Below are 23,854 nucleotides of genomic sequence, written 5' to 3'. Positions count from 1 at the left end.
CATGAGCGCAGTGCAGGAACTGCTGGCCGCGGGCCGTCCGACCGAGGCCCTGGCCGCGGCGCAGGCCGAGGTGCGGCAGCGTCCGCAGGACGCCAAGCTGCGCACGATGCTGTTCCAGCTGCTGGCCGTGACCGGCCAGTGGGCGCGGGCGGCGGCGCAGCTGGAGGTGTGCGGCGAGCTCGACGCGGGCACGCTGGCGATGGTCAACACCTACCGCGAGGCGCTGAAGTGCGAGCTCGTCCGGGAGGCCGTCTTCGAGGGCAAGACCACGCCCATGGTGATGGGCGAGCCCGCCGAGTGGGTGGCCCAGATGATCCAGGCGCTGAAGGCCGAGGCCGACGGCGACGTCAAGGGCGCGCGCCAGCTGCGCGCGCAGGCGCTGGAGCAGGCGCCCGCGACCGCCGGCACGATCGACGGCCAGGCCTTCGACTGGCTGTGCGACGGCGACTCGCGCCTGGGCCCGGTGCTGGAGGCGGTGGTCAACGGCCGCTACTGCTGGGTGCCGTTCTCGGCCCTGGCCAAGGTCCAGATGGAGAAGCCCGAGGATCTGCGCGACCTGGTCTGGATGCCGGCGCACCTGGAGTTCCCCAACGGCGGCGGTGCCGTCGCCCTGATCCCGACCCGCTACCCGCGCAGCGTCGCCTTCGACGACGAACGCGTCTGGCTGTCGCGCCGCACCGAATGGCAGCCGCTGCCGGCGTCCGAGGACGACCAGTACGCCGGCGTCGGCCAGCGCGTGCTGATGAGCGATCAAGGTGAGGCAGGATTGCTGGATGTCCGTCTCATCGAGTTGAGGAACTGAATGCCGCTCCCTTCGTCCCTGACGCGCGCCACCCGGGCGCCGTCCTCCGTGCTGATGTCGGCCTTGATGTCCGTGGTCGGCGCCCTGGCGCTCACCACCTCGATGAGCCTGCCCACCGCGGCGCGTGCCGATGGGGGGGCCATGCCGCCCGCGGCCAAGCCGGCCAAGGCCGCCTCGGCCGGCGACAAGGCCGCGGCCTGGCGGACGCTGGACCCCGACACCTGCACGCCGCTGGGGGCGGAGGACCGCGCGCGCCTGCCCGCCAGCTGGCAGCCGTACCTGGCGTTCTCGCGCCGGTGTGAACTGACCGCGCCCGGCGGCCAGCCGCAGGTGGCACTGATCTCGATCTTCACGCTCGCGTATTACGAGGGCAAACCGGACAACGCCCCCTGGGAGAAGTTCCCGACGCCGCTGCTGGTGGACCGCGAGTTCCGCTGCCTGGGCGGCCTGTCGCAGCTGTTCCCCTGGGATCAGCCCGCCATGCTGGAACTCAAGCATGGCCGCTGGAAGGAGGGCGTGCCGCAGGAGATCCGCGTCCATGTCGACAACCCGGCGGTCAGCGGCCCGTACGACCTGCCCACGCTGCGCTGGAACGCCGCGCAGCGGCGCTATCAACCTGTCGGCAAGGCCGACGCCAAGGAAGACCCATGTCCGAAGTCGTGACGCCGGTGGATCGTCAGGCGGTGGCCAAGCTCCAGCGCGTGGCCGGCGAGGCGTACATCAAGTACCCCAAGTCCTGCACTGATCAAGGCGCGCGCGACGGGTCTCTGCCCCTTGGCGATGTCGACCTCCATCGGCAGCTGGCCTGGCGCCATGAGCAACGGCGACAAGACCGTCTTCGATGCCTGGGGCAAGGACCTCAGTTTCAGCAAGGTGAAGTTCTGGCGCCTGGACACGGGCGCCTCGAAGTGAGGCGAGCCGCCTCGCGCCCGTCATGAGCCAGATCCACCGCGACCGCCTGCAGCCGGCTCTGCTGGACCGCTTGACCGACGAGGACCCCTTCGACCGCGTCGAGGCGGAGGAGCGGCGCGTCATGTCCAAGTCGCAGCTGCGCCAGGCGGTGCTGCGCGACCTGGGCTGGCTGTTCAACGCGATCCAGCCGCTGGGCCGCGATGCCGATCCGTACGCGCGCGTCTCGGAGAGCGTGCTGAACTTCGGCCTGCCGGCGCTGTCCGGGCAGCTGGCGTCCAAGGTGGACGTCCACCTGCTGGAGAAGGCCATCCGCCAGGCCATCGTGCGCTACGAGCCGCGCATCCTGCCCGACACGCTGGAGGTCCGCGCGGTCGAGGCCAACAGCGTGCTCGACACCCACAACGTCATCGAGTTCGACATCCGCGGCCACCTGTGGTCGCAGCCGGTGCCGCTGGAGATCCTGCTGCGCACGCAGATGGACCTGGAGGCCGGGCAGGTCGAGGTCCGCGAGGGCTGAACGCCATGGATCCGCGCCTGCTGCGCCTGTACAACGACGAACTCACCCACCTGCGCGAGGTGGGCGCCGAGTTCGCGCGCGACTTCCCCAAGATCGCCGCCCGCCTGGGCATGGAGGACGCCGAGGTCGCCGACCCTTACGTCGAGCGCCTGCTCGAGGGCTTCGCCTTCCTGTCCGCGCGCGTGCAGCTGAAGCTGGACGCCGAGCACCCGCGGCTGATCGCCCACCTGCTCGAGTCCGTCTACCCCAACTTCCTGGCCCCCGTGCCGTCGATGATGATCGCGCGCTTCAGCGTCGATCCCACCGACCCCAACCTGTCCAAGGGCCACCCCGTGCCGCGCGGCAGCGTGCTGCAGTCGGGCGTGCCGCGCGGCCAGGACACGCGCTGCGAGTTCCGCACCGCCCATGCAGTCACGCTGTGGCCGCTGGAGCTGACCGCCGCCCAGTACTTCACCCACGCGCCCGACCTGCCGATGTCGCGCCTGCACGAGGCCGGCGGCAGCCGCGGCGGTCTGCGCCTGAAGCTGCGCACCGGTGGCGGCATCCCGGTTCGCCAGCTCGGCCTGGATCGGCTGTCGCTCTACCTGAGCGCGCCGGACGACGTGGCCTTCCGTCTGCACGAGCTCGCGCTGGGCGCGACCCTGGGCAGCTACGTCACCGGCGAGGGCGTCGACGCCCCGCTGGTGGCCGCGCAATGGCGCGACGCCGGCAGCGTCCGCCCGCAGGGCTTCGCCGCCGACGAGGCCCTGCTGCCCGAGACGCACCGCAGCTTCTCCGGCAGCCGCCTGATGCAGGAAGCCGCGGCGATGCCGCGCCGCTTCCTGTTCCTCGAGGTGACGGACCTGGCCGAGCGGCTGGCCCGGGTCGACGGGACCGAGGTCGAGATCGTGCTGTTCTTCAACCGCGGCGACGCGACGCTGGAGGCGCTGGTCGACGCGGACAGCGTGGCGTTGCACTGCACGCCGGCGATCAACCTGTTCCCCAAGCGGCTGGACCGCATCCAGCTCGGCACCGGCAGCTGGGAGTACCACGTCGTGCCGGACCGCACGCGGCCGATGGACTACGAGATCCACAGCTTGCAGTCGGTGACCGGCTACGGCGCCGGCAATCTCGGCCAGCAGACGTTCTGGCCGCTGTACGCGACCTATCACGAGGCGCCGGCCGAGGCGCCCGGCTTCTACACCGCGCGGCGGGAACCGCGCTTGCTGTCCTCGCGCCAGAAGGAGCAGGGGCCGCGGACCTCCTACATCGGCGAGGAGGTCTTCCTCTCGCTGGTCGATCCGCGCCACGCGCCGTATCGCGAGGACATCCGGCAGCTGTCGGTCTCCGCGCTGGTGACCAACCGCGACCTGCCCATGCTGCTGCCGCACAACGGCGCCGGGACCTGGCGCCTGGACGCCGCGGGCCCGGTGCTGAAGGTGGAATCACTGCATGGGCCGACGCGCACCGCCAGCCGGCAGCCGTCCGGCGAGGCCGGCTGGAACCTGGTGGGTCTGCTGACCCAGCAGCAACTGCCCTGGGCCGACGAGGCGCCTGCCCAGGCGGCGGCGACGTTGCGGCGGCTGCTCGCGCTGTACGGTCCGCCGGGCGACGCGGCCTGGCTGCGTCAGGTGGAAGGCGTGCGGGGCGTGAGCGCCAAGCCGGTCGTGCGGCGGCTGCCGTTCAGCGGGCCGCTGAGCTACGGCGCCGGCACCGAGATCGAGCTGGAGCTGGACGAGCTCCACTTCCAGGGCCACAGCGCCTTCCTCTTCGCCAGCGTGCTGGAGCGCTACTTCACCCGCTACGCGGCGATCAACAGCTTCAGCCAGCTGAGCCTGCGCACGGCGCAGCGAGGCCCGGTCAAGCGCTGGCCGCCGCGCATCGGCGGCGAGGTCGAGGGCGCGCGATGAGCGCCGCGCCCGGCGCCACCACAGGCGCCCCGCAGGTCAAAGGCCCGGACGGAGCGCCTGGCGCCGCCCAGGTGCCGAACACCGCCACGGCCGGCGAGGGCGTCGATCCCTTTGCCGCCATCGTCGGCAAGCCCGCCATGACCGGCGACGACGCGCTGCGCGCGCTCTTCGACGACGTCGAGTCGCGCCCCTGGGCGCACGATTTCTTCGCGCTGCTGCGGCGCATCGAGGGCCTGCGGCCCGACGCGCCGCGACTGGGCCGTGGCCTGCGCCCGACGCAGGAGGCGGTGCGGCTGGGCCAGGAGCCCGAACTGGACTTCGCCCCGGCGGCGCTGGCCAGCCTGACGCGAGGCAACGGCCCGGCGCCGCGGCTGGGCGTGCGCTTCTTCGGCCTGCTGGGACCGCAGGGGCCGATGCCGCTGCACCTCACCGAGTACGCGCGCGAGCGCCAGCACCAGCGCAGCGACCCGACGCTGACCCGCTTCCTCGACGTCTTCCATCATCGCCTGCTGCTGCATTTCTACCGCGCGTGGGCGCAGTCGCAGCCGGCGGTCCAGCATGACCGGCCGGCGTCCGACCGCTACGCGGCCTGGCTGGGCGCGGCCGTGGGGCTGGGGGAGGGCTTCCGGCCGGCGGACGCGTTGCCGCAGTCCGCGCGCCTGCACCAGGCGGGCCTGCATGGCGGCCGCGCGCAGCATGCCGAGGGGCTGGAGAAGATCATCACCCAGTACTTCGGCGTGCCCGCGCGCATCGAGCAGCACGTCGCGCACTGGCTGCCCGTCGAGGACGGCGAGCGGACCCGCCTGGGCCACGCGCGCAACCGCGCCGAGCGCATCGGCCGCCCGCGCGCGGCGCTGGGCCGCGACACCACGGCCGGCAACAAGGCCTGGGACCGGCAGTACCGTTTCCGCGTGGTGCTGGGCCCGCTGACCTTGCGCCAGTACGAGCGCTTCCTGCCCGACGGCGACGCGTGGCGGCCGCTCAACGACTGGATCCGGCAGTACGTCGGCCACAACCTGCAATGGGAGCTGCAGCCGGTGCTGCGCCACGACGAAGTGCCGCAGGCGGCGCTGTCGGGTCGGGCGCGCCTGGGCTTCACGTCCTGGACCGGCCGCTCGGGCGGCCAATCGCATCAACAGGACCGGGGCGACCTGCGCCTGCATCCGCGCCAGCGGGTGCGGGGGCGGGCGTCGCCACCGGCCACACAGGGAGCCACCTCATGACTGAAATCGCCCGCACCAGCCTCTTCGGCAAGCTCAACCCGCTGGCCTACAAGGCGATCGAAGGCGCGACCGTCTTCTGCAAGCTGCGCGGCAATCCGTACGTCGAGCTGCAGCACTGGATCTACCAGATCCTCAACACGCCCGATTCCGACCTGCATCGCATCGTCAAGCATTACGGGCTGGACGCGGCGCAGCTGTCGACCGACCTGATGAGCTCGCTGGACCGGCTGCCGCGCGGCGCGACCTCGGTGACCGACCTGTCGAGCTGGGTCGAGAACGCCGTCGAGCGCGGCTGGGTCTACGGCTCGCTGATGTTCGGCGACACGCAGGTGCGGACGGGCCATCTGGTGCTGGGCCTGCTGAAGACGGCGTCGATGCGCAACGTGCTGCTGGCCGTGTCCAGGCAGTTCGAGAAGATCCCGGTCGACGACCTCAGCGAGCATTTCGCGCAGATCACCGAGGGCTCGCCCGAGCGCGCGATGCGCGCCGCCGAGCCGGGCGCCGAGCCCGGTGACGCGAGCGGCGCGATCGCGCCCGCGGCGATGGGCAAGCAGGAAGGCCTCAAGCGCTTCGCCGTCGACCTGACCGAGCGCGCCCGCAACGGCGAGATCGACCCCATCGCCGGCCGCGACGAGGAGATCCGCCAGATCGTCGACATCCTGATGCGCCGCCGCCAGAACAACCCCATCCTCACCGGCGAGGCGGGAGTGGGCAAGACGGCGGTGGTGGAAGGCTTCGCGCTGCGTCTGGCGCAGGGCGACGTGCCGCCGCAGCTCAAGGACGTGTCGCTGTACATGCTGGACATCGGCCTGCTGCAGGCCGGCGCGAGCATGAAGGGCGAGTTCGAGAACCGCCTGCGCCAGGTCATCGACGAGGTGCAGGCCTCGCCCAAGCCCATCATCCTGTTCATCGACGAGGCGCACACGCTGATCGGCGCGGGCGGCGCGGCCGGCACCGGCGACGCGGCCAACCTGCTCAAGCCGGCGCTGGCGCGCGGCAAGCTGCGCACCATCGCGGCGACCACCTGGGCCGAGTACAAGAAGCACATCGAGAAGGATCCCGCGCTGACGCGGCGCTTCCAGGTCGTCCAGGTGCCCGAGCCCGACGAGGCCAAGGCGGTGCTGATGCTGCGCGGCGTGGCCTCGATCCTCGAGAAGCATCACCGCGTGGCCCTGCTGGACGAGGGCATCGAGGCGGCGGTGCGGCTGAGCCACCGCTACATCCCGGCGCGACAGCTGCCGGACAAGGCGGTGAGCCTGCTGGACACGGCCTGCGCGCGCGTGGCGGTCAGCCAGCACGCGACGCCGGCGGAGCTCGAGGACTGCCTGCGCCGCATCCAGGCGCTGGAGGTCGAGCGCGAGATCATCGCCCGCGAGGCCGCGATCGGCATGGACGTGTCCGAGCGCAAGCAGCGGGTCGCGAGTTCCCTGGACGAGGCGCAGACGCGCAAGGCCGAGCTGGAGGCCCGTCATCAGCGGGAGAAGGGCCTGGTCGACCGCGTGCTGGAGCTGCATGCGCTGCTGCGCAAGGACGGCGAGGGCGCGCCCGACGACCAGGAGCGCGAGACCCTGCTGACCGAGCTGCACGGCCTGCGGTCCGAGCTGAGCGCGCTGCAGGGCGACGCGCCGCTGATCCTGCCGACGGTGGATGAGCAGGCCGTGGCGGCGGTGGTGCAGGACTGGACCGGCATCCCGGTGGGCCGCATGGTGCGCAACGAGTTGCAGGCGGTGCTGCAGCTGGCCGACACGCTGAACCAGCGGGTCGTGGGCCAGCGTCATGCGCTGGAGATGATCGCCAAGCGCATCGAGGTGTCGCGGGCGGGGCTGGACAACCCGAGCAAGCCGATCGGCGTGTTCCTGCTGGCGGGGACCTCCGGCGTGGGCAAGACCGAGACGGCGCTGGCGCTGGCCGAGGCGCTCTACGGCGGCGAGCAGAACGTCATCACCATCAACATGAGCGAGTTCCAGGAGGCGCACACCGTCTCGACGCTCAAGGGCTCGCCCCCGGGCTACGTCGGCTACGGCGAGGGCGGCGTGCTGACCGAGGCGGTGCGCCGCCGTCCCTACAGCGTGGTGCTGCTGGACGAGGTGGAGAAGGCGCACCCGGACGTGCACGAGCTCTTCTTCCAGGTCTTCGACAAGGGCTGGATGGAGGACGGCGAGGGCCGCTACATCGACTTCAAGAACACCATCATCCTGCTGACCAGCAATGCCGGCAGCGACCTGATCATGAAGCTGTGCGCGGACCCGGAGCTGATGCCCGAGCCGGACGGCATCGCCAAGGCGCTGCGCGAACCGCTGCTGAAGGTGTTCCCGGCGGCGCTGCTGGGCCGCCTGGTGACGATCCCGTACTACCCGCTGAGCGAGGAGATGCTGGGCCAGATCGTGCGCCTGCAGCTGGGCCGCATCCAGAAGCGCGTGAGCGAGAACCTGGGCGTGCCGCTGAGCTTCGGCGACGACGTGGTGAAGCTGATCATCAGCCGCTGCAACGAGGTGGAGAGCGGCGGTCGCGTGGTCGACGCGATCCTCACCAACACCGTGCTGCCACGCATCAGCCGCGAGTACCTGACGCGCGTCACGAACGGCCAGGCCCTGACGAAGGTCGCGCTGACAGTGAAGGACGGCGACTTCGACTACGCCTTCGACTGACCGCCGCCAGCGGAGCCGACCGCCGCCAGCGACCCCTCCTACCCCCTCTCCCGCTGCGCGGGAGAGGGCGGGGGTGAGGGCCGATGAAGTCAGCGAGCCCTCATGCTCCCGCTTGCTCCCTCTCCCGCCTGCGGGAGAGGGCAGGGGTGAGGGTCTTCGGGCTGACGCTGCCGCCGCCCCATCACCCCAACCGATTCCCCCCATACGGATCCACCTCAAACCCATGGTGACGCTTCATGAAGCTCGCCACGCGCCGCCCATCCTCGACGGACGCCACCTCGATCGGCGCGCATCGCAGGGTGACGATGGCCTTGCCGCCCTCGCTCGCGGGCGCGATCGAATGGGCGATCTCGTCGATGAGCGTCGAGACGTCGTGCCGGGCCTGCGCGCCGCCCCTCGCGATCACGTCGAAGGTCGTGGTCTCCGACCGCGGCGGCCAGAAGGTGAGCGTCTCCCCGATCGCCGGCGTCTTGGGTAGCCGGCAATGGCCGAAGACCGCGCACAGCGTCTCGCGCTCCTTCCCGCCCCGGAACTGCAGATCGATCCAGACGTCGTAGAGGGGCTCTTCGTCCGCCGCCGAGGTGGCGCCCGCGGATGGCTCGACGGGCGAGGGCGCCGAGCCGTGCGCCGCCGCCGGACGCGCCCCGGCGCGCCGTGTGGCCTCCTGCTTCGCGATGGCGATCCAGCTTGCCTCGTCGGGCCGGAGCTCCGGATGGTCGTGGACGGCGCGCTCGACGGTCTCGGCCAGGACCGCGCTCATCGCGCGGCCGAGCAAGGCCTTGATCTCCTCGTGCTCGATGCCCGGCGCCAGCAGCAGCGCCTGATGCATCGCGCTGTCCAGCGCCGCCACGGCGTCGATGCCGCCGTTCCTGAGCGCCCGGGCCGCGCCCGGCGTCAGGGTCATCGGATCGTGTTCGGAGGGAGTCATCGTGGGTCGGCCGGAGGAGCTGCGAATGAGCGGATTGGATCATGGGGCGCGCGCTGCCGGCGCGCCGCGGCCGCGGTCCGGGCAAGGCCTGGCGCCGGCGCGGATCGAGGCGATCCGACGGATCGTGCGATCAACGCCCGACCTTCCCCCGCAAGGGCGGACGCCGGAGTGACTTTCGACCGTTGGCGCGCCTTGACGCGGTCCTGACACTCGGGGTGTCGACCTGACCCTGCGAGCCATGGCCTCTCCCTTCCGTCTGAAAACCCCGTTGCCCGACGACACGCTGCGCGTGCACAGCTGCGTGTCGCGCGAAGGGCTGAGCGATGCCGGCGACACGACCTTGCTGCTGCTGAGCGAGCGCAAGGACATCCTGGCCAGCGAGCTGCTGGGCAAGTCCGTCGTGCTGACCGTGGCCCTGCGCGACGACGCCCCGCGCCACGTCAGCGGCTACGTGACGCGCTTCGCGCAGCGTGGCTTCGAGGGCAAGCACTGCATCTACGAGATGCAGCTCAAGCCCTGGCTGTGGCTGCTGAGCCGGACCTCGGACTGCCGGATCTTCCAGGAGATGTCGGTCCCCGACATCGTCAAGCAGGTCTTCGAGGACCACCCCGTCGCGCGCTACGAGTTCAAGCTGCTGCGTCCTTACCGGACCTGGAACTATTGCGTCCAGTACCGCGAGACCGACTTCAACTTCATCGCCCGGCTGCTGGAGCACGAGGGCATCTACTGGTACGTCGAGCACGACGAGTCCGGGCACAAGGTGGTGCTGTGCGACTCGGCCAGCGGGCACGACGCGGCCCCGGGCTGCGAGTCGCTGCCGTTCTACGGCTCGGGCGCGCAGGCCGCGCCGCAGCTGGAGTACGTGCAGAGCTGGGAGAGCGCGCAGTGCGTCAAGCCCGGCAAGGTCGTCATCACGGACTACGATTTCCAGCGTCCGTCCAGCGGCCTGGAGACCGCGCAGAACCGCAAGCGCGACTACGACCTGTCGGACGGGGAGGTCTTCGACTACCCGGGCGGCTACATCCAGACGGGCGACGGCTCGCAGTACGTCGAGGACCGCCTCGACGAGCTGCAGACCGGCTACGAGACCTTCGACGGCACGAGCAACGCGCAGGGCGTGCGCACGGGCCACCTGCTGTCGCTGACCCGCCATCCGCGCGAGGTCGAGAACGGGCAGTACCTGGTCACGGGCACGATCCTGCAGGCGCAGCAGGCCTCGAGCGAGGCGGGATCGGGCGAGACGACGCTGCGCTGCAGCTTCAACTGCATCCCGTCGGCGCAGCAGTACCGGCCGCCGCGCCGCACGCCCAAGCCGCTGGTGCCGGGGCCGCAGACGGCCATCGTGACCGGTCCGGCGGGCGAGGAGATCCACACCGACAAGTTCGGACGGGTGAAGGTGCAGTTCCACTGGGACCGGCGCGGCCAGCGCAACGAGCGCAGCTCGTGCTGGGTGAGCGTGGCGCATCCCTGGGCGGGCTCGAACTTCGGTGGCATCCACATCCCGCGCATCGGGCAGGAGGTGATCGTCGGCTTCATCGAGGGCGACCCGGATTCGCCCATCATCATCGGCCGCACCTACAACGGCGAGAACCTGCCGCCCTGGGACCTGCCGGCCAACGCCACGCAGAGCGGCTTCCTGACGCGCTCGACCAAGGGCGGGAGCTACGGCAACGCCAACGCGATCCGCTTCGAGGACAAGCAGGGCGCGGAGCAGCTGTGGATCCACGCGGAGAAGAACCAGGACATCGAGGTCGAGCACGACGAGACGCACTGGGTCGGGCAGGACCGGACGAAGACGATCGATCGGCACGAGACGGTGTTCGTGAAGGGCAACCGGACCGAGACCGTGGATCTGGACGAGACGATCACGGTGCATCAGAACCGCAAGGAGCGCGTGGACCTGGATGAGACGATCTCGATCGGGATGAACCGCACGGAGGACGTCGCGATCAACGAGACGATCAGCATCGGCGCCAACCGCTCGGTGAGCATCGGGGGCAACAAGACGGAGACGATCACCATGGCGAAGGCCGAGACCATCGGTCTGGCCAAGGCGCTGACGATCGGGCTGGGGTACCAGACCTCGGTGGGCGCGATGATGAACACGACCGTCGGCGCATTCCAGACCGCGCAGGTCGGTCTGTACAAGAAGACGCTGGTCGGCAAGGACTACAGCATCAGCAGCGGCGCGATCTACTCGGTCGACGCGAAGGACGAGATCCACCTCACGGTGGGCAAGGCCAGCCTGACGATGAAGTCCGACGGCACCATCATCCTCAACGGCCACACCCTGAGCGTGGGCACCACCGGCGAGCAGACCTTCAAGGCCGACGGTGAGGTGACCGTCAAGGGCAAGAAGATCCTGGAGAACTGAGGTGCGGACCGTCATCGACATGCAGCCGCGCGCCACGGAGGATGCGCCGGTGGAGGCCTCGCCCTTGCACGCGCTGTTGAACCAGGGCGCGCAGGTGTCGGCGATGCCGGCGCCGGGGCAGGTGATCATCGGGACGCTGCGGACGGCGCCCGCGCCGGGCGGGACCGGCGCGGCGCAGGTGCCGGGACTGGGCCTCGTGGGCGTGGCGCACAGCCTGGTGCCGCTCTCGGCCGCCAACGAAGGACAGAGCGTGGCGCTCAGCGTGCTCGCGGGGGGCTCGGCCATCGTGCTCGGGTTGCTATGGAATGGCGCCCAGGCGTCCGCCGTCAATGAGGTCGATCGGCAGAACGCGCGTCCGGATGAGGCGCCGCGTGGACTCGTCGTGACCGCGGACGGTCACCGCGAAGTGATCGAGGCCGCCGATGAACTCGAACTGCGATGCGGCGATGCCTGCATCGTCCTCACCGCCGACGGCCGCATCCAGCTGCGCGGCACCTACATCACCAGCCACGCCACCGCGACGCAGCGCATCGTGGGCGGGTCGGTGCATGTGAACTGAGGGCGCGAGCGGGTATGCAGCTTCATGTGGGTTCCCGTCATCTCGCGGCCGACGCAGCTGTCGCCCTGGATGCGACGGGGCGAGAGCACCTGGTGATCGCGGTCAAGGCGACCTGGCAGATCCCCGACCCCGGTCAACGGCCGCGTCCATTGCCGCCTCAGGCGATCGTGCTTGCCGACGACTACCTCGGTGCGCCCGGAGAAAGTCCGATGCGCTATGGCGCCGACATGGCGCGCTTCAAGGCGCGCTGCGATGTGATCCTGGATGCTCAAGCCCATGCGCCCGATGGCCTCGCCGTTCGCGAGCTGGTCGCCGGTGTCGAGGTCGGTGAGTTCAACAAGCGTGTCCGCGTCATCGGCGAGCGTCGCTGGCGCGCCACCGGGTCGCGCCGCGAGGACTTCACGCTGACCGAGCCCGAGCCCTTCATCAGCTTGCCGCTGCACCATGCCTTCGCATTTGGCGGGACGCGGTCCTTGCCCGAGGGAGAGGGGCACGCCGAGGTTCACGAGTTCAACCCAATTGGTCTGGGCTTTGCGGGCGAGGGTACCTGGCGGGCGATGGATGGGCTGCCCGCGCCGCGGCTGGAGGATCCGTCACGGCCGCTGCGGCATCCCGGGGACGAGGCCCTGCCTTGGGCGCTTGGCGCGATCGGCCGCCATTGGCTGCCGCGCCGCGCCCATGCGGGAACCTACGACGAGCGCTGGCGCCGGGACGTGTTCCCTCTGCCACCCGAGGACTTCGACGAGCGCTTCCACCAGGTCGCGCCACCAGACCAGCAGATGCCTTATCCACGGGGCGGCGAGCGGGTGCGCCTGACCCATCTGATGCGCGAGCTGCCCCAGCTCAGCTTCGCGTTGCCCCGGCTGGACATGCAGGTGCGGGTGCTGCGCGCCAACTATCAGCAGGAGGCGCCGACGGCGGTTGTCGACACCCTGTTCTTCGAGCCCGAGGAGCGGCGATTCAGCGTGGTCTGGCGGGCCAGCGTCCGGCAGTACCGCAGCATCCAGGAGTTCAGCGAAGTGGCGATCGGTCCCGTGGACCCGGTGTGGTGGCGGCAGCGGATCTCCGGTGGTTGCGCCGGTTGCGGTGGCGTGCCCGGCGCGGCGGAGGACACGAGCCCTGACGAGGTGACGGCATGAGCGGCGAGTCGAACGGGATGCGCCCGATCCGTGTCGTCGCCGAAGGGCTGTGCAGCGCGCTCGGTCATACGCTGCCGCGCACCTCGGCCGCGATCCGGTCCCGCCTGAACTTGTTCCGCGAGACGCGCTTCGTCGGACTGGGCGGCAAGCCGGTCGTCGGCGCGCCGGTCGACGGCTTCAACGTCTGGGGCGGACAGCGCCAGGCCGCGCTGGCGCGCCTGGCCTTCGAGGAGGCCTGGGCGCGCGCGCGAAGCCAGGAGGGCGAGCAGGTCCTGCCGGCCACGACGGCGCTGCTCCTGTTGCTGCCTCCCGCGTCTCAGCCGGCCACGCCTTTGCGCGAGTTGCATGAGGTCTTCCAGGGCCTGAGCACCGGCTACGGGCTGCATCGCGCGAGCCGCGCCATGCATGCGGGAAAGGGCGGTCTCGCCGACGGCGTGCAGATGGCCTCGCGCTGGCTCGATCAGGGGGGCGACGGCGAGGAGCCGATCCGTCATGTGCTGATGCTGGCGTCGGACAGCCTGTTGACCGCGCCGACGATCGATCGGCTGCTCGCGCAGCACCGGTTGGCCGAGGAACGGCACACCGACGCGCTGATTCCGGGGGAGGCCGCCGCAGCGGTGATGCTGACGCGGCTGGCGCCTCCATCGAGCGCCGCCGAGGTCTGGATCACGGGCGCCGCGAGCGGGCAGGACGACTGGCGCCTGGACGGCGACGAGCCGATCCGCGCACAAGCCTTGACCGCGACGCTTCGCGAGGCGGCTCGGCAGTCCGGGATCGCCGTGGCCGACTCGGAATTTCACGCCAGCGGCATGAACGGCGAGCATTGGATGGGGCGGGAGATCGAACTCGCGATGTCGCGCGCGATGGAGCGCAAGCGCGAGCAGTTCCCGCATCACCGCATCGCGCAGTTCATCGGGGACGCCGGCACGGCTGGCGCCGTGGCGACGCTGGGGTGGATCTCGCACGAGATGCGTACCAACGCCGAGACGGGGCGCGCGGGCACGATCCGCGTGGGCCGGACCGGCCTGCTGCACTTCGCCGACGACGACGGGCGTCGTTCCGCCCTGATCTTGCGCAGTCGCGCGCCGGCCCAAGACACTGCCTGAGGACCATGCCAGCCACCCACGTCTACGCCAACGGCCAGGAGATCGCCAGCAAGGCCGTCGGATCTTCCGGCGTGTCCTCCAGCGCCTCCCCGGATCCCTGCTGGAGCCCGCCGGGCCCGGCCGCGGGTCCGGTGGTCATTCCCTATCCCAACACCTGCTTTGCCGATTCGATCGCCAACGGGACGAAGACGGTGATGATCGCCGGCCAGATGGTGGCGATCGAGAACGAGTCGAGGTTCGACACCAGCATCGGCAACGAGCCCGCGACCCAGGCCTTCGGCAAGGGCGTGGCGACGGGGGTGATCAAGGGCAAGGCCTACTTCACCAACTGGTCGAGCGACGTGGTCTTCGAAGGCTTCGGCGTGCCGAGAAACCTCGACCTCGTGACGCACAACCACGGGTCGATGCCGAGCAACACGCCGACGTTCCCGTATGTGTCGCGGGGGCTGCTGGGCGGGCACCCGTGCAAGAAGGAGGAGGCCCGGATCGAGCGAGCCTGCGCGCCGGAGAAGGACCATTCCGAGACCCGCAGCTCGGTCAAGAAGCACAGCAAGCTGTCGCAGCTGCTGCAGAAGTTCCGGAGCAAGAGTGGCAAGGGACGACGCGACAAGTCGGGCTGGCATTGGACGGACGACCATTGCGACGGACTTGGCGCCATGGTCGCCCGGTACGAGCAGGCACGCGAATACGCGGGCAAGTTGCAGGACGCTTACAAGAACCTGCCGGGTGAACTGAACTTGATGAATGCGCTCAAGGAACAGCTCACCGACATGGCGTTCAACGCCGGCAAGAACGCCGCGATGAAATGGGGCGCGAAGGCCGCCGCGAAGCAGTTGGCGGGGAGTTCCGTTCCTGCCTGGGGCAACGCGGCGATGGCGATCTGGTCGGCCGTCGACGCGGCGGTGGCCGTCGGCGACGTGGCGGAGATCCGCACGGTCGCCACGGAGTCACTCGAGCGGCTGGAGGTCCTGACCAAGAAGGCGAAGGACCTGCAGAATCTCGCGAGCAAGTTCGGCGACATCGACAAGATGACCGACAAGGAAGTGCTGCAGTTGGCCACCGAGGGTCAGGACATGCTGGCGACCTTGAACGACTGCACCCGGGCGAGAAAGTGCAATCTCGTGCCTTACAAGAAGAACAGCTTCCCGGGGAAAGGGAAGTCGAGCGTGGAGTCCGCCACCAGCGGGGGCTGCTGCTCAGGGCAGACAGGCCACCATCTGATCCCGGAGGGGTCGTTGATGGAGCAGTGCTCTGGTTACGACCACGACGCGGCGCCGACGGTTTGCGTGGAGGGCTTCAGTCAGAATCACGGCAGCCACGGTCGGGCACATGATGCCCTGGCCGCGATGCACCGGAGCAAGCTCAAGATGGGCAAGGTCGGGGCTGACGGGAAGATGAGCATGGACGACGCGATTGATGCCGCCGCCGACTCCCATAAGGAAGCGTTCCCGCTCTCGGGCTGTTCGAAGGAGTGCATCCGATCGCAACTTGAGTCGTACTACAAGAACACTTGTGGAAACAGCCGACCGGGTATGGTCGATGCGCAAGCCAAGATCATCGATCCGCCCGCTGCTCCTACGAAGCGTGGCAACTCGAAGTGATCGAATCGTTTTGAAGTGAAGGACAACATGAACCCCGTACTCAATCGGTCCGCTTGGGAAGACGTCTATCAGGGTTTTGAAATCACCGGCGTTGCCGTACGTGACCGCGAGACGATCCAGACCCTGGCCCGGAAAGCCGTGACACCGGATGAAGGTTCGCACCTGATGGACCACCAGATTCCAACTCGCGTGGCCTCCATCTTTCTTTCGGACCCGGAGGATGACAACGTCGGCTTCCAGGAGTTGAAGGGGTTCGCCTATCCCCGCCTTGGGGTCAGTCGCGACCCGTTCAGCCGCCCCGGTGCTGTGGTGGCGTCAGCGAACTCGGATGGTGATGTCTGGCCGTTTGGTGGTGGTGACGGGCCGCTCGAGAAGATCGCGGTTGGACAATGGCCAGGAGTGGCTCGTCTCCGCTGCCATGGTGGGTTCACCTATGCGGTCGGGACGGCACGGGAGATTCACAAGCGTGTCGCCGTAGGGAGATGGCAGAAGATCGCCGGCATTGAAGCGCCGCGCAACGAAGAGGAGATGAAGGCTTCGGGCTTTCATGACATCGATTGCTTCTCCGAGACGGACATGTATGCCGTCGGTGGTCATGGCGAGGTCTGGTACTTCAATGGACGGGAATGGCGTCAGATGGGGTTTCCGACCAATGAGCGCCTGGCCACCGTGACCTGCGCCAGCGACGGAAACGTGTACATCACCAGCGAGGGCGGCAGCCTTTGGGTCGGGCAGAACTCGACGTGGCGTCTGTTGGAGAAGGGCGGATCCAGCGTCCTGTGGAACGACACGCGCTGGTTCGACGGCAAGCTCTGGCTCGCCTCCGACTACCAGCTGCGTGTGTGGAACGGACGCGAGCTGGTCGTGCCCGAGCACGACGGCAAGCCGATCCTCGCGTCGGGTCACATGGACGCGCATGACGGCCTGCTGGTCGTCGCGGACCTGTGGTCGGTCTCGACCTTCGACGGCCAGACCTGGCGCAAGGTCGTCGAGCCCTTCAAGGATTGATCCCGGAACGGGCAGGCGCGCGAGTTCATGGTTGCTTCCGATCACGATTCCATCGCACTGGATCGTCCCTTCGTTTCGCTCATCGTCCGACGCCACGTCGAGGACGCCGCCTTCTACTGGACGGTTCTCGACCGCCCGGCGGAAGCGACGCACCTCGGCGCGCGGCGCGCCTGGCACTTCTCGCAGCTGCTGGAGGCGAATCTCGAGGGCCTGCGGCTGAACGACCCCCGGTCGTATGAACTGTCTCTCGACGGACTGGATCGTTGGGGCAAGGCCGGCGAGACCTTCGTGGCGATGTACTGCGCGCTGCTGGGCGACGCCGGCTCGCGGGCGGCCCGGGTCGAGCGTGTCCTGCGCGCGGTCCGCCGCCAGCCGGACGCCGTCCTTCGTGGCGCCGCGGCGGCGCTCGCCTGGGCGGCCGGGCGCGATGCCCAGGCCTGGATCGATACCGCCTGGACGAGCGTCGAGCCCGTCGACCTGGTGCTCGCACTGCGCGCCAGCGCGCTGAGGGAGGAGGTTCCCGACGGCGCCGCGGCGCTGCTCCAGCATGCCGACCCCCACGTGCGGGCCGCGGCCTGCCGGGCCGTCGGGCCGCGGCGACCCGGATTGCTTCGCCCACTTTTCGACGACGCATCGAGCCCGGTCCGGGCCGAGGCTGCCATCGCCTGGAGCGCCGCGATGTCCGACGGAGGCCATGCGGCCGACGAGCGGGCTCGCGCATCGGGCGTGCTGTGGCGAGCCGTCGTCGAGCAAGCCGACGTCCTGGCCAAGGCCACCGGCTGGTACCGCGTGCCGGCGCGACGCCGGCTCGACCGCTGGCTGCGCGAGCTCGCCGCCATGGTGCCCGTCGGCCATCCGGACCTCGGTCAACTGGTCGGCAGCCTGCCGTTGCGCCAGGGACTGAACTTCTCGCTGCATGCGGGCGATCCCGCATTGCTGGACTTCGTGGTCGCCGCGATGCGCGACCCCTCGCAGGCGCGCTGGGCCGGCTGGGTCTGGCAATGCCTGACCGCCGTCGATCTGTCGGGGGAGGGGCTGACCGCGGAGGAACCGCCGGTCGATCTCGATGCGCCGATGACGGCCGAGCGTCGCGATGCCGACGCCGGCCTGCCGCTGCCCGACGCGATGCTCGTGAGCGCGCATCCGGCCAATCGGCACGGATGGCCCCGCGATCAGCGCATGCTGCTCGCCCATCCTGTCCATCCGCACCTGCTGCGAGACATCCTCGACCCCAACCGCGACCACGCGCAGGCCCTGCGCTTCATCGCGGCCGACGCGCTGTCTCGCATGCATCCCGAGTACGCCGTCGACCTGCGCGCGACGCCGAGTCATCAGGCGCGACAGCTGCGCCGCATGGGCCTCGAAGAGGTTGCCTGACATGCCCACCTTCGACCCCTGGAACGACGCGCGATCGCTGGCGCGACATCTGGCGCAGCCGGAAGCGGAACTGCTCGTCGTGCTCGGCGCCGAGGCCTGGTGCCAGAAGTGCCTGCGACTGCGTCCGCTCTTCGACGCCTTGTGCTCGAACTCGATGCCGGCGCATGTCGCGTGGATGTGGCTGGATCTGGAAGACCACGCCGAGTTCCTGGATGGCTTCATCCCGCCGGACCTGCCACTGCTGCTGCGTTGGCGGCAAGGGCACTGCGTGCAGGCCGCCATCGTCGAGGATGTCGTCCCGGGGGCGTCGCCCGCGGATCGCGTGCGGCTCAGACCCTTGGCGCTCGACGAGTCGGGGATGGTCGATCCGCACCAGGGCGGGATCGTGGCGCTTCCGCCGCTCTGGCGGGAGCTCAGCGCGACCGCATGGGCGGAAGGGCGATGATGTCGCGAGTCGCCCGACTGGCTGCCGCTCAGTCGCGACGAGGTCGGGGCGCCACCGCAGTGAAGCGATTCACGCAGTGGATGAGTCGATGACCCTCGACACGGCGCCAGCCGTCCTCAACCGATCCGCCTGGGAAGACGTCTTCAAGGGCTATGAGATCGTCGGCGTCGCGATCCGCGACCGGACCACGCTGCAGACCGTGGCGCGGCAATCGATGCCGCCCGATGCCGCCTCCCATCTGCTGGACGGCCAGATTGCCACCCGGGTCGCCACGATCTTTTTGGACGGCCCCTCGGAAGACAACGTCGGCTTTCGGGAGCTCAAGGGCATGACGCACCCGCGGATCGGCGTGTCGCGCGCGCCATTCCATGAGGGCGTGCTCGTGGCGTCGATGGACCGGGATGGCGACACCTACCCGGCGGGAGGCGGACTCGACGGTCCCTGGGAGAAGGTCGACGCGGGCCACTGGCCAGGGATTCAGCGCCTGCGCAGCCTCGGGAACCAGACCTATGCCGTCGCCCTCGCGCGCCGGCTCTACAAGCGGACCGGAGTCGGCCGCTGGGACCTCGTCGAGGGGATTCCCATGTCGAGCGATGAAGGTGAGCTTCGCTCCGCGGGCTTTCGTGACCTGGATGGGTTCTCCGAGACTGATCTGTACGCCGTCGGCGGCCACGGCGACGTCTGGCACTTCGATGGGCGCGAATGGCGCCAGATGGGCTTCCCGACGAACGAGCAGCTCGCCACGGTGACCTGCGCTGGTGACGGGAACGTCTACATCACCAGCGAAGGCGGCACCTTGTGGGTGGGGCCGCAGTCGACCTGGCGCGAGTTGGAGAAGGGCGGATCCAGCGTCCTGTGGAACGACACGCGCTGGTTCGACGGCAAGCTCTGGCTCGCCTCCGACTATCAGCTGCGGGTCTGGAATGGCCGTGAGATCGCGGTGCCGGAGCATGAAGGCAAGCCAGTGCTGGCTTCTGGCCACATGGATGCGCACGATGGCCTCCTGGTGGTGGCGGACCTGTGGTCCGTCTCCACGTTCGACGGCCGCGAGTGGCGCAAGGTCGTCGTTCCTTACGCGGATTGATTGACAGCAATGAGCGAGAGAACCTCCGTCGAGGGATTGAACGCGCACGTGCATCGCCAAATGAAACCCTACGAACTTGTCTCCGCCACATCCACCGATCCTCGCGTCCAGGAGCTACTGGTTCGTCACGGCATTCCGCCGTCCCGCGTCAAGCTCAAGCGCGGCAGCCACGACATCGGAATCGAAGTGCCCGAGGGTGGTTTCGACCTGGTCTTCACCTTGGTCGAGGCCGTTCCATCGATGGTCCGTGGCGGTCTTTCCGAGGGGGCATTGGTCCTCTCCGCCGTGTTCCTCTATCCCGAGGCCACGGGGAAACACGCTGGGTTCAGACAGGGGCTTCCCGAGGGCCTGACCGCCGAGATGACGCGCGGCGATGTCTCCGCGCTGCTCGGCCCGCCGGATTCGGTCAGCCCGGTGTTTCCGAACGATCGTTGGGACCGAGGCGACGGCCGCTCGCTGATCGTCGACTTCTCCGAGGATGGGCAGAGGATGACGCTGGTCACGCTTCAGATCTCCGATGCTTGAACGGGGCGAGCGACGCCGTCGCGCCTGAGCCGCCCGACCCGCGACTTGCGGATGGGCAATCCGCCCCGGCCGAAGGTCAATTGGCCCTCGGCCAGCCCGTCGGGAGAATCCGGCGACCGCATTCGTCGCCCGCCTGACCATGGACCTGTCCCACACCATCGCGCTGCTCGGCAGCTACCACGGCGAGCCCGCGATCGCCGAGCTCCTGACCCTCCTGGGCATCGACGCCGCGCCCCGACTCAAAAGGGGCGACAGCAGCGCGTTCCTGCTCAAGCGGGAACTGGGCGTCGAGCTGACCTTCGTCCGCGAGCGCGACCTGGATGTGCCCCCGGCACGCGAGTACCCGGAAGGCGCGCTCGTGCTCGACAACGTGCGCTTCTATGGGCCCGGCCTGAAGACCTTCCAGGCATTCGGCGGGCGGATGCCTGACGGCTTGGCGTTCGGACGGACGCTCGACGACCTGCGCGGCGTCTTCGGCGAGCCGGCGTGGCACTGTTCCGATCTGAACCGGGCTCGTTGGGATCGCGAGGGGCACGCGGTCTTCGCGGGCTTCGACGACACCGGCCGATCCGATGTCCTGGCGGTCCAGTTGCCCGTGGAGCCGGATGAGCCGAGCCGCTTGGCTGGCGCTTGACCGTCGTGTCCGCGCGGGAGGGTGAGGTCCTGCGGAATTCCCCGGGGCGGAGTGCCGCGAACCCCTCGCTTCGCGGTATCGTCCCACCCCATGATCTCCACCACGCCCATTCTTCCCGCCGATCTCCCCAAGCTGATCGGACTGACCGAGCTCGACGCGCCGCTGGTCGCCGCGATCCTCCAGTACGCCCCGGGCGTCGAGGGCGCCACCGAGCTCTCCCAGAAGCGCAAGAAGGAGATGCGCGCCGGCTTCGTGATGCTCAAGGAGCTCGGCGTGGTCATGTCCTTCTCCCCCCGTGAGGCCCACGCCGCGGATTACGGCGAGCCCCAGGGCGCCGGGGAATCCGTGCTGAGCGCGCTCTTCTACTACCCCGAGGGTTCCGAGGAGGTCGACCCCTTCGAGGGCCTGCTCCCGTTCGCCGAGGCCGAGGTCGCCACCCGCGAGGACGCCCACCGCGAGTTCGGCGAGCCCGCCGACGGCGAGGAAGAGGAGGGCGTGGTCGAGTGGGAGCAGTGGCTGGTCGACGACTTCGAGGTCACCGCCGACTACGACGAGGACGGCACGCTGCTCACCCTGACCGTCGCGCTGCCTGTCGTGATCTGACGCCGTGCGCGCTGGCGCATCTGCTTGGGGAGCAGATGGTCGCCACGGGGGGCGCCCGGCCTGTAACCGCGGCATCCCGGCGTCGCTCTCTCCGGTGACAACCCGTCACCGCCGTTTCCCCCGATGACAGCGGCCCTCGCCGCGAATGACTTTGGTCGCTTCCGGCGATCCCCGCACATGCCTACCGTGCGGGCATGGCCGTCCCCCTCCGCCTCAAGACCCCCTTGCCCCCCGAGGACCTGCGCGTGCACGCCTGCTCGGCGCGCGAGGGCCTGAGCGAGCTTGGCGAGATCACGCTCACCCTGCTCAGCGAACGCAAGGACATCCGCGCCGCGGACCTGCTGGGCAAGGCCGCCACGCTGACCGTGGCCCTGCGCGACGCCGCGCCCCGCCATCTCTCGGGCTACGTCACCCGCTTCGCGCTGGCCGGCTTCGAGGGGCGCCACTGCCTCTACGAGATGACGGTGCGGCCCTGGCTCTGGCTGCTCACGCGCACCGCGGACTGCCGCATCTTCCAGGACATGACGGTGCCCGACATCGTCAAGGCGGTCTTCGACGACCACCCCGTCGCCCGTCACGAGTTCCGCCTCCAGCGCCCGTACCGCACCTGGACTTACTGCGTCCAGTACCGCGAGACCGACTTCAACTTCGTCTCCCGCCTGCTCGAGCACGAGGGCATCTACTGGTACTTCACCCACGACGAGGGCGGCCACACGCTGGTGCTCACCGATTCGGCCTCGGCCCACGACGCCGCGCCCGGTTGCGCCTCGCTGCCCTTCTACGGAGGCGCGGGCAACGCGCCGCCGGCGCTGGAGTTCGTCGACGCCTGGGTCGCGCAGGAGAGCCTCAAGCCCGGCAAGATCGTCATCACCGACTTCGACTTCGAGCGTCCGTCCACCTCGCTGGAGACCCAGCAGGACCGCGCCCGCGACTACGACCTGTCGGACGGCGAGGTGTTCGACTACCCGGGCGGCTACCTGCAGACGGGTGACGGCAGCCAGTACGCCGAGGACCGGCTCGACGAGATCCAGGCCAACTACGCCCGCTTCGACGGCGACACCAACGCGCAGGGCGTGGCCACCGGCCACCTGCTGTCGCTGGAGCGCCACCCGCGCGACGACCAGAACGCCAAGTACCTGGTGACCGGGACCTCGATGCAGATGCGCCAGGCCGCCACCGAGTCCGACAGCGGCGAGTCCACGCTGCGCTGCAGCTTCAGCGCCATTCCGGCGGATCAACAGTTCCGCCCCGCGCGGCGCACGCCCAAGCCGATGGCCCCGGGCCCGCAGACCGCGATCGTGACCGGCCCCGGCGGCGAGGAGATCTTCACCGACAAGTACGGCCGGGTGAAGGTGCAATTCCACTGGGACCGCCGCGGCAAGCGCGACGAGACCAGCTCCTGCTGGATCCGCGTCTCCCAGCCCTGGGCCGGCAAGGGCTGGGGCGGAGTCTCCATCCCGCGCATCGGCCAGGAGGTCGTGGTCGACTTCGTCGAGGGCGACCCGGACCAGCCGCTGATCACCGGCCGCGTCTACAACGCCGAGTCGATGCCCCCTTACGGGCTGCCGGCCGGCGCGGTCGTGAGCGGCATCAAGTCCAAGACCCACAAGGGCGCCGGCTACAACGAGCTGTCGATGGACGACACCGCCGGCAAGGAAATGATCACGATCCACGGCCAGTACGACATGGCCACGACGATCGAGCACGACCAGACCTCGACCATCCACAACAACCGCACCGACACCGTCGACGTCGACGACTCGGAGACGGTGGGCAACAACCAGACGCAGTCGGTGGGCGTGAACCAGTCCATCAGCGTGGGCTCCAACCAGACCATCAGCGTCGGCGTGGACCGCAGCAAGACCATCGGCGCCAACGAGACCCTGACCGTCGGCGCCAACCAGGTCGAGAGCATCGGCGCGACCCGCACGCTGACCGTGGGGTCGTCGGACACGCAGAGCTTCGGCAGCACGCAGACGGTGACAGTCGCGCTGCTCAAGGCCGAGACCATCGGCGCGGCCTATGCGCTGACGGTGGGCGCCGCGATGAACCAGGCCGTCGGCGCGGCGCTGATGCAGGAGGTCGGCGCGGCGAAGGTGGTGGCGGTGGGGGGACTGAGCTCGGAGCAGATCGGCTTGAGCAAGGCGGTCTCCGCCGGCACCAACATGAACCACGAGGCCGGGGCCAAGATGAGCCACAAGGCGGGCGCGAGCTATTCGGCGCAGTCCGGCTCGACCATGAGCTTCCAGTCGGGCGCCGACTACAGCGTCAACAGCAAGGCCAAGGCCGCCGTCGAGGCCGCCTCCGAGCTGGTGCTCAAGTGCGGATCCGCGCAGCTCATCCTCAAGAGCAGCGGCGAGATCACGCTCAAGGGGTCGACCATCACGATCCAGGGCAGCGGCAAGATCGGCATCAAGGCCGGCGGCAACCTGGACCTGAAGGGCTCGCCCAACATCAACCAGAACAGCTGAAGGACGCGC

General features: G+C 69.5%; 21 protein-coding genes. 20 read left to right on the top strand and 1 reads right to left on the bottom strand.

The annotated features are described in order from the left end of the window. The first annotated feature begins 1 nt into the window (after window position 1). The 7 genes from MCHT01_RS09735 to tssH all read left to right on the top strand — a co-directional run bounded on the left by MCHT01_RS09735 (window position 2) and on the right by tssH (window position 7,991). A complete protein-coding gene (locus tag MCHT01_RS09735; protein WP_067065027.1) occupies window positions 2–802 on the top strand; it encodes a type VI secretion system accessory protein TagJ in 801 nt (266 codons plus the stop codon). Next, a complete protein-coding gene (locus tag MCHT01_RS09730) occupies window positions 803–1,465 on the top strand; it encodes a hypothetical protein (RefSeq protein WP_067065025.1) in 663 nt (220 codons plus the stop codon). 117 nt (window positions 1,466–1,582) lie between these two features. Further along, the gene (locus MCHT01_RS27715) at window positions 1,583–1,714 is read left to right on the top strand and encodes a hypothetical protein (RefSeq protein WP_259375143.1); all 132 of its coding nucleotides are present in this window, start codon (window positions 1,583–1,585) and stop codon (window positions 1,712–1,714) included. A 22-nt stretch (window positions 1,715–1,736) separates the two neighbouring features. Then, complete coding sequence (gene tssE / locus MCHT01_RS09725; RefSeq protein ID WP_067065023.1) at window positions 1,737–2,231, top strand: type VI secretion system baseplate subunit TssE; 495 nt, start codon at window positions 1,737–1,739, stop codon at window positions 2,229–2,231. A 5-nt stretch (window positions 2,232–2,236) separates the two neighbouring features. Beyond that, entirely contained in the window at window positions 2,237–4,120 is a 1,884-nt protein-coding gene (gene tssF / locus MCHT01_RS09720; RefSeq protein ID WP_067065022.1) for a type VI secretion system baseplate subunit TssF, read from the top strand. Beyond that, window positions 4,117–5,343 (top strand): type VI secretion system baseplate subunit TssG, encoded by a 1,227-nt coding sequence (gene tssG / locus MCHT01_RS09715; protein ID WP_084452298.1) that lies wholly within the window; start codon window positions 4,117–4,119, stop codon window positions 5,341–5,343. The genes tssF and tssG overlap by 4 nt, the downstream gene beginning before the upstream one ends. Further along, entirely contained in the window at window positions 5,340–7,991 is a 2,652-nt protein-coding gene (gene tssH / locus MCHT01_RS09710) for a type VI secretion system ATPase TssH (RefSeq protein WP_067065020.1), read from the top strand. The genes tssG and tssH overlap by 4 nt, the downstream gene beginning before the upstream one ends. A gap of 181 nt (window positions 7,992–8,172) precedes the next feature. Here the strand turns inward: tssH and MCHT01_RS09705 are convergent, their stop codons facing one another. After that, window positions 8,173–8,919, bottom strand: coding sequence for a hypothetical protein (locus MCHT01_RS09705; RefSeq protein ID WP_148661472.1), 747 nt, complete (start codon window positions 8,917–8,919; stop codon window positions 8,173–8,175). Between the two features lie 238 nt (window positions 8,920–9,157). On the opposite strand from MCHT01_RS09705, the gene MCHT01_RS09700 reads away from it, so the two are divergent. The 13 genes from MCHT01_RS09700 to MCHT01_RS09640 all read left to right on the top strand — a co-directional run bounded on the left by MCHT01_RS09700 (window position 9,158) and on the right by MCHT01_RS09640 (window position 23,845). Then, window positions 9,158–11,293 (top strand): type VI secretion system Vgr family protein, encoded by a 2,136-nt coding sequence (locus MCHT01_RS09700; protein WP_084452296.1) that lies wholly within the window; start codon window positions 9,158–9,160, stop codon window positions 11,291–11,293. 1 nt (window position 11,294) lies between these two features. Then, complete coding sequence (locus MCHT01_RS09695; RefSeq protein WP_067065015.1) at window positions 11,295–11,852, top strand: hypothetical protein; 558 nt, start codon at window positions 11,295–11,297, stop codon at window positions 11,850–11,852. Between the two features lie 14 nt (window positions 11,853–11,866). Continuing rightward, entirely contained in the window at window positions 11,867–12,991 is a 1,125-nt protein-coding gene (locus tag MCHT01_RS09690) for a DUF2169 family type VI secretion system accessory protein (protein WP_067065014.1), read from the top strand. After that, window positions 12,988–14,097, top strand: coding sequence for a hypothetical protein (locus tag MCHT01_RS09685; protein WP_067065011.1), 1,110 nt, complete (start codon window positions 12,988–12,990; stop codon window positions 14,095–14,097). Before MCHT01_RS09690 ends, MCHT01_RS09685 begins: the two co-directional genes overlap by 4 nt. A gap of 5 nt (window positions 14,098–14,102) precedes the next feature. Then, window positions 14,103–15,698: a PAAR-like domain-containing protein gene (locus MCHT01_RS25570; protein ID WP_084452294.1), complete on the top strand. Its 1,596-nt coding sequence runs from the start codon at window positions 14,103–14,105 to the stop codon at window positions 15,696–15,698. Between the two features lie 27 nt (window positions 15,699–15,725). Continuing rightward, window positions 15,726–16,706 (top strand): hypothetical protein, encoded by a 981-nt coding sequence (locus MCHT01_RS26175; protein ID WP_148661471.1) that lies wholly within the window; start codon window positions 15,726–15,728, stop codon window positions 16,704–16,706. A 27-nt stretch (window positions 16,707–16,733) separates the two neighbouring features. Next, window positions 16,734–18,083, top strand: a complete 1,350-nt coding sequence (locus tag MCHT01_RS09670) for a hypothetical protein (protein WP_067065008.1) — start codon at window positions 16,734–16,736, stop codon at window positions 18,081–18,083. Between the two features lies 1 nt (window position 18,084). Continuing rightward, window positions 18,085–18,528: a hypothetical protein gene (locus MCHT01_RS09665; RefSeq protein ID WP_067065006.1), complete on the top strand. Its 444-nt coding sequence runs from the start codon at window positions 18,085–18,087 to the stop codon at window positions 18,526–18,528. A gap of 88 nt (window positions 18,529–18,616) precedes the next feature. Then, window positions 18,617–19,612 carry a hypothetical protein gene (locus tag MCHT01_RS09660; RefSeq protein ID WP_067065004.1) on the top strand — a complete coding sequence of 332 codons (996 nt, stop codon included), beginning with the start codon at window positions 18,617–18,619 and terminating at the stop codon, window positions 19,610–19,612. 60 nt (window positions 19,613–19,672) lie between these two features. Then, the gene (locus tag MCHT01_RS09655; RefSeq protein ID WP_148661470.1) at window positions 19,673–20,137 is read left to right on the top strand and encodes an outer membrane protein assembly factor BamE; all 465 of its coding nucleotides are present in this window, start codon (window positions 19,673–19,675) and stop codon (window positions 20,135–20,137) included. A 139-nt stretch (window positions 20,138–20,276) separates the two neighbouring features. Next, the gene (locus MCHT01_RS09650; protein ID WP_067065001.1) at window positions 20,277–20,771 is read left to right on the top strand and encodes a hypothetical protein; all 495 of its coding nucleotides are present in this window, start codon (window positions 20,277–20,279) and stop codon (window positions 20,769–20,771) included. Window positions 20,772–20,861: 90 nt separating this feature from the next. Beyond that, a complete protein-coding gene (locus MCHT01_RS09645; RefSeq protein WP_067064999.1) occupies window positions 20,862–21,374 on the top strand; it encodes a hypothetical protein in 513 nt (170 codons plus the stop codon). A gap of 194 nt (window positions 21,375–21,568) precedes the next feature. After that, window positions 21,569–23,845, top strand: a complete 2,277-nt coding sequence (locus MCHT01_RS09640) for a type VI secretion system Vgr family protein (RefSeq protein WP_084452292.1) — start codon at window positions 21,569–21,571, stop codon at window positions 23,843–23,845. Window positions 23,846–23,854 lie beyond the last annotated feature (9 nt).

The organism is Mitsuaria chitosanitabida ATCC BAA-476 = NBRC 102408, assembly GCF_001598255.1.
Lineage (GTDB): Bacteria > Pseudomonadota > Gammaproteobacteria > Burkholderiales > Burkholderiaceae_C > Roseateles > Roseateles chitosanitabidus.
This window is presented reverse-complemented; position numbering and strand designations above follow the sequence as displayed.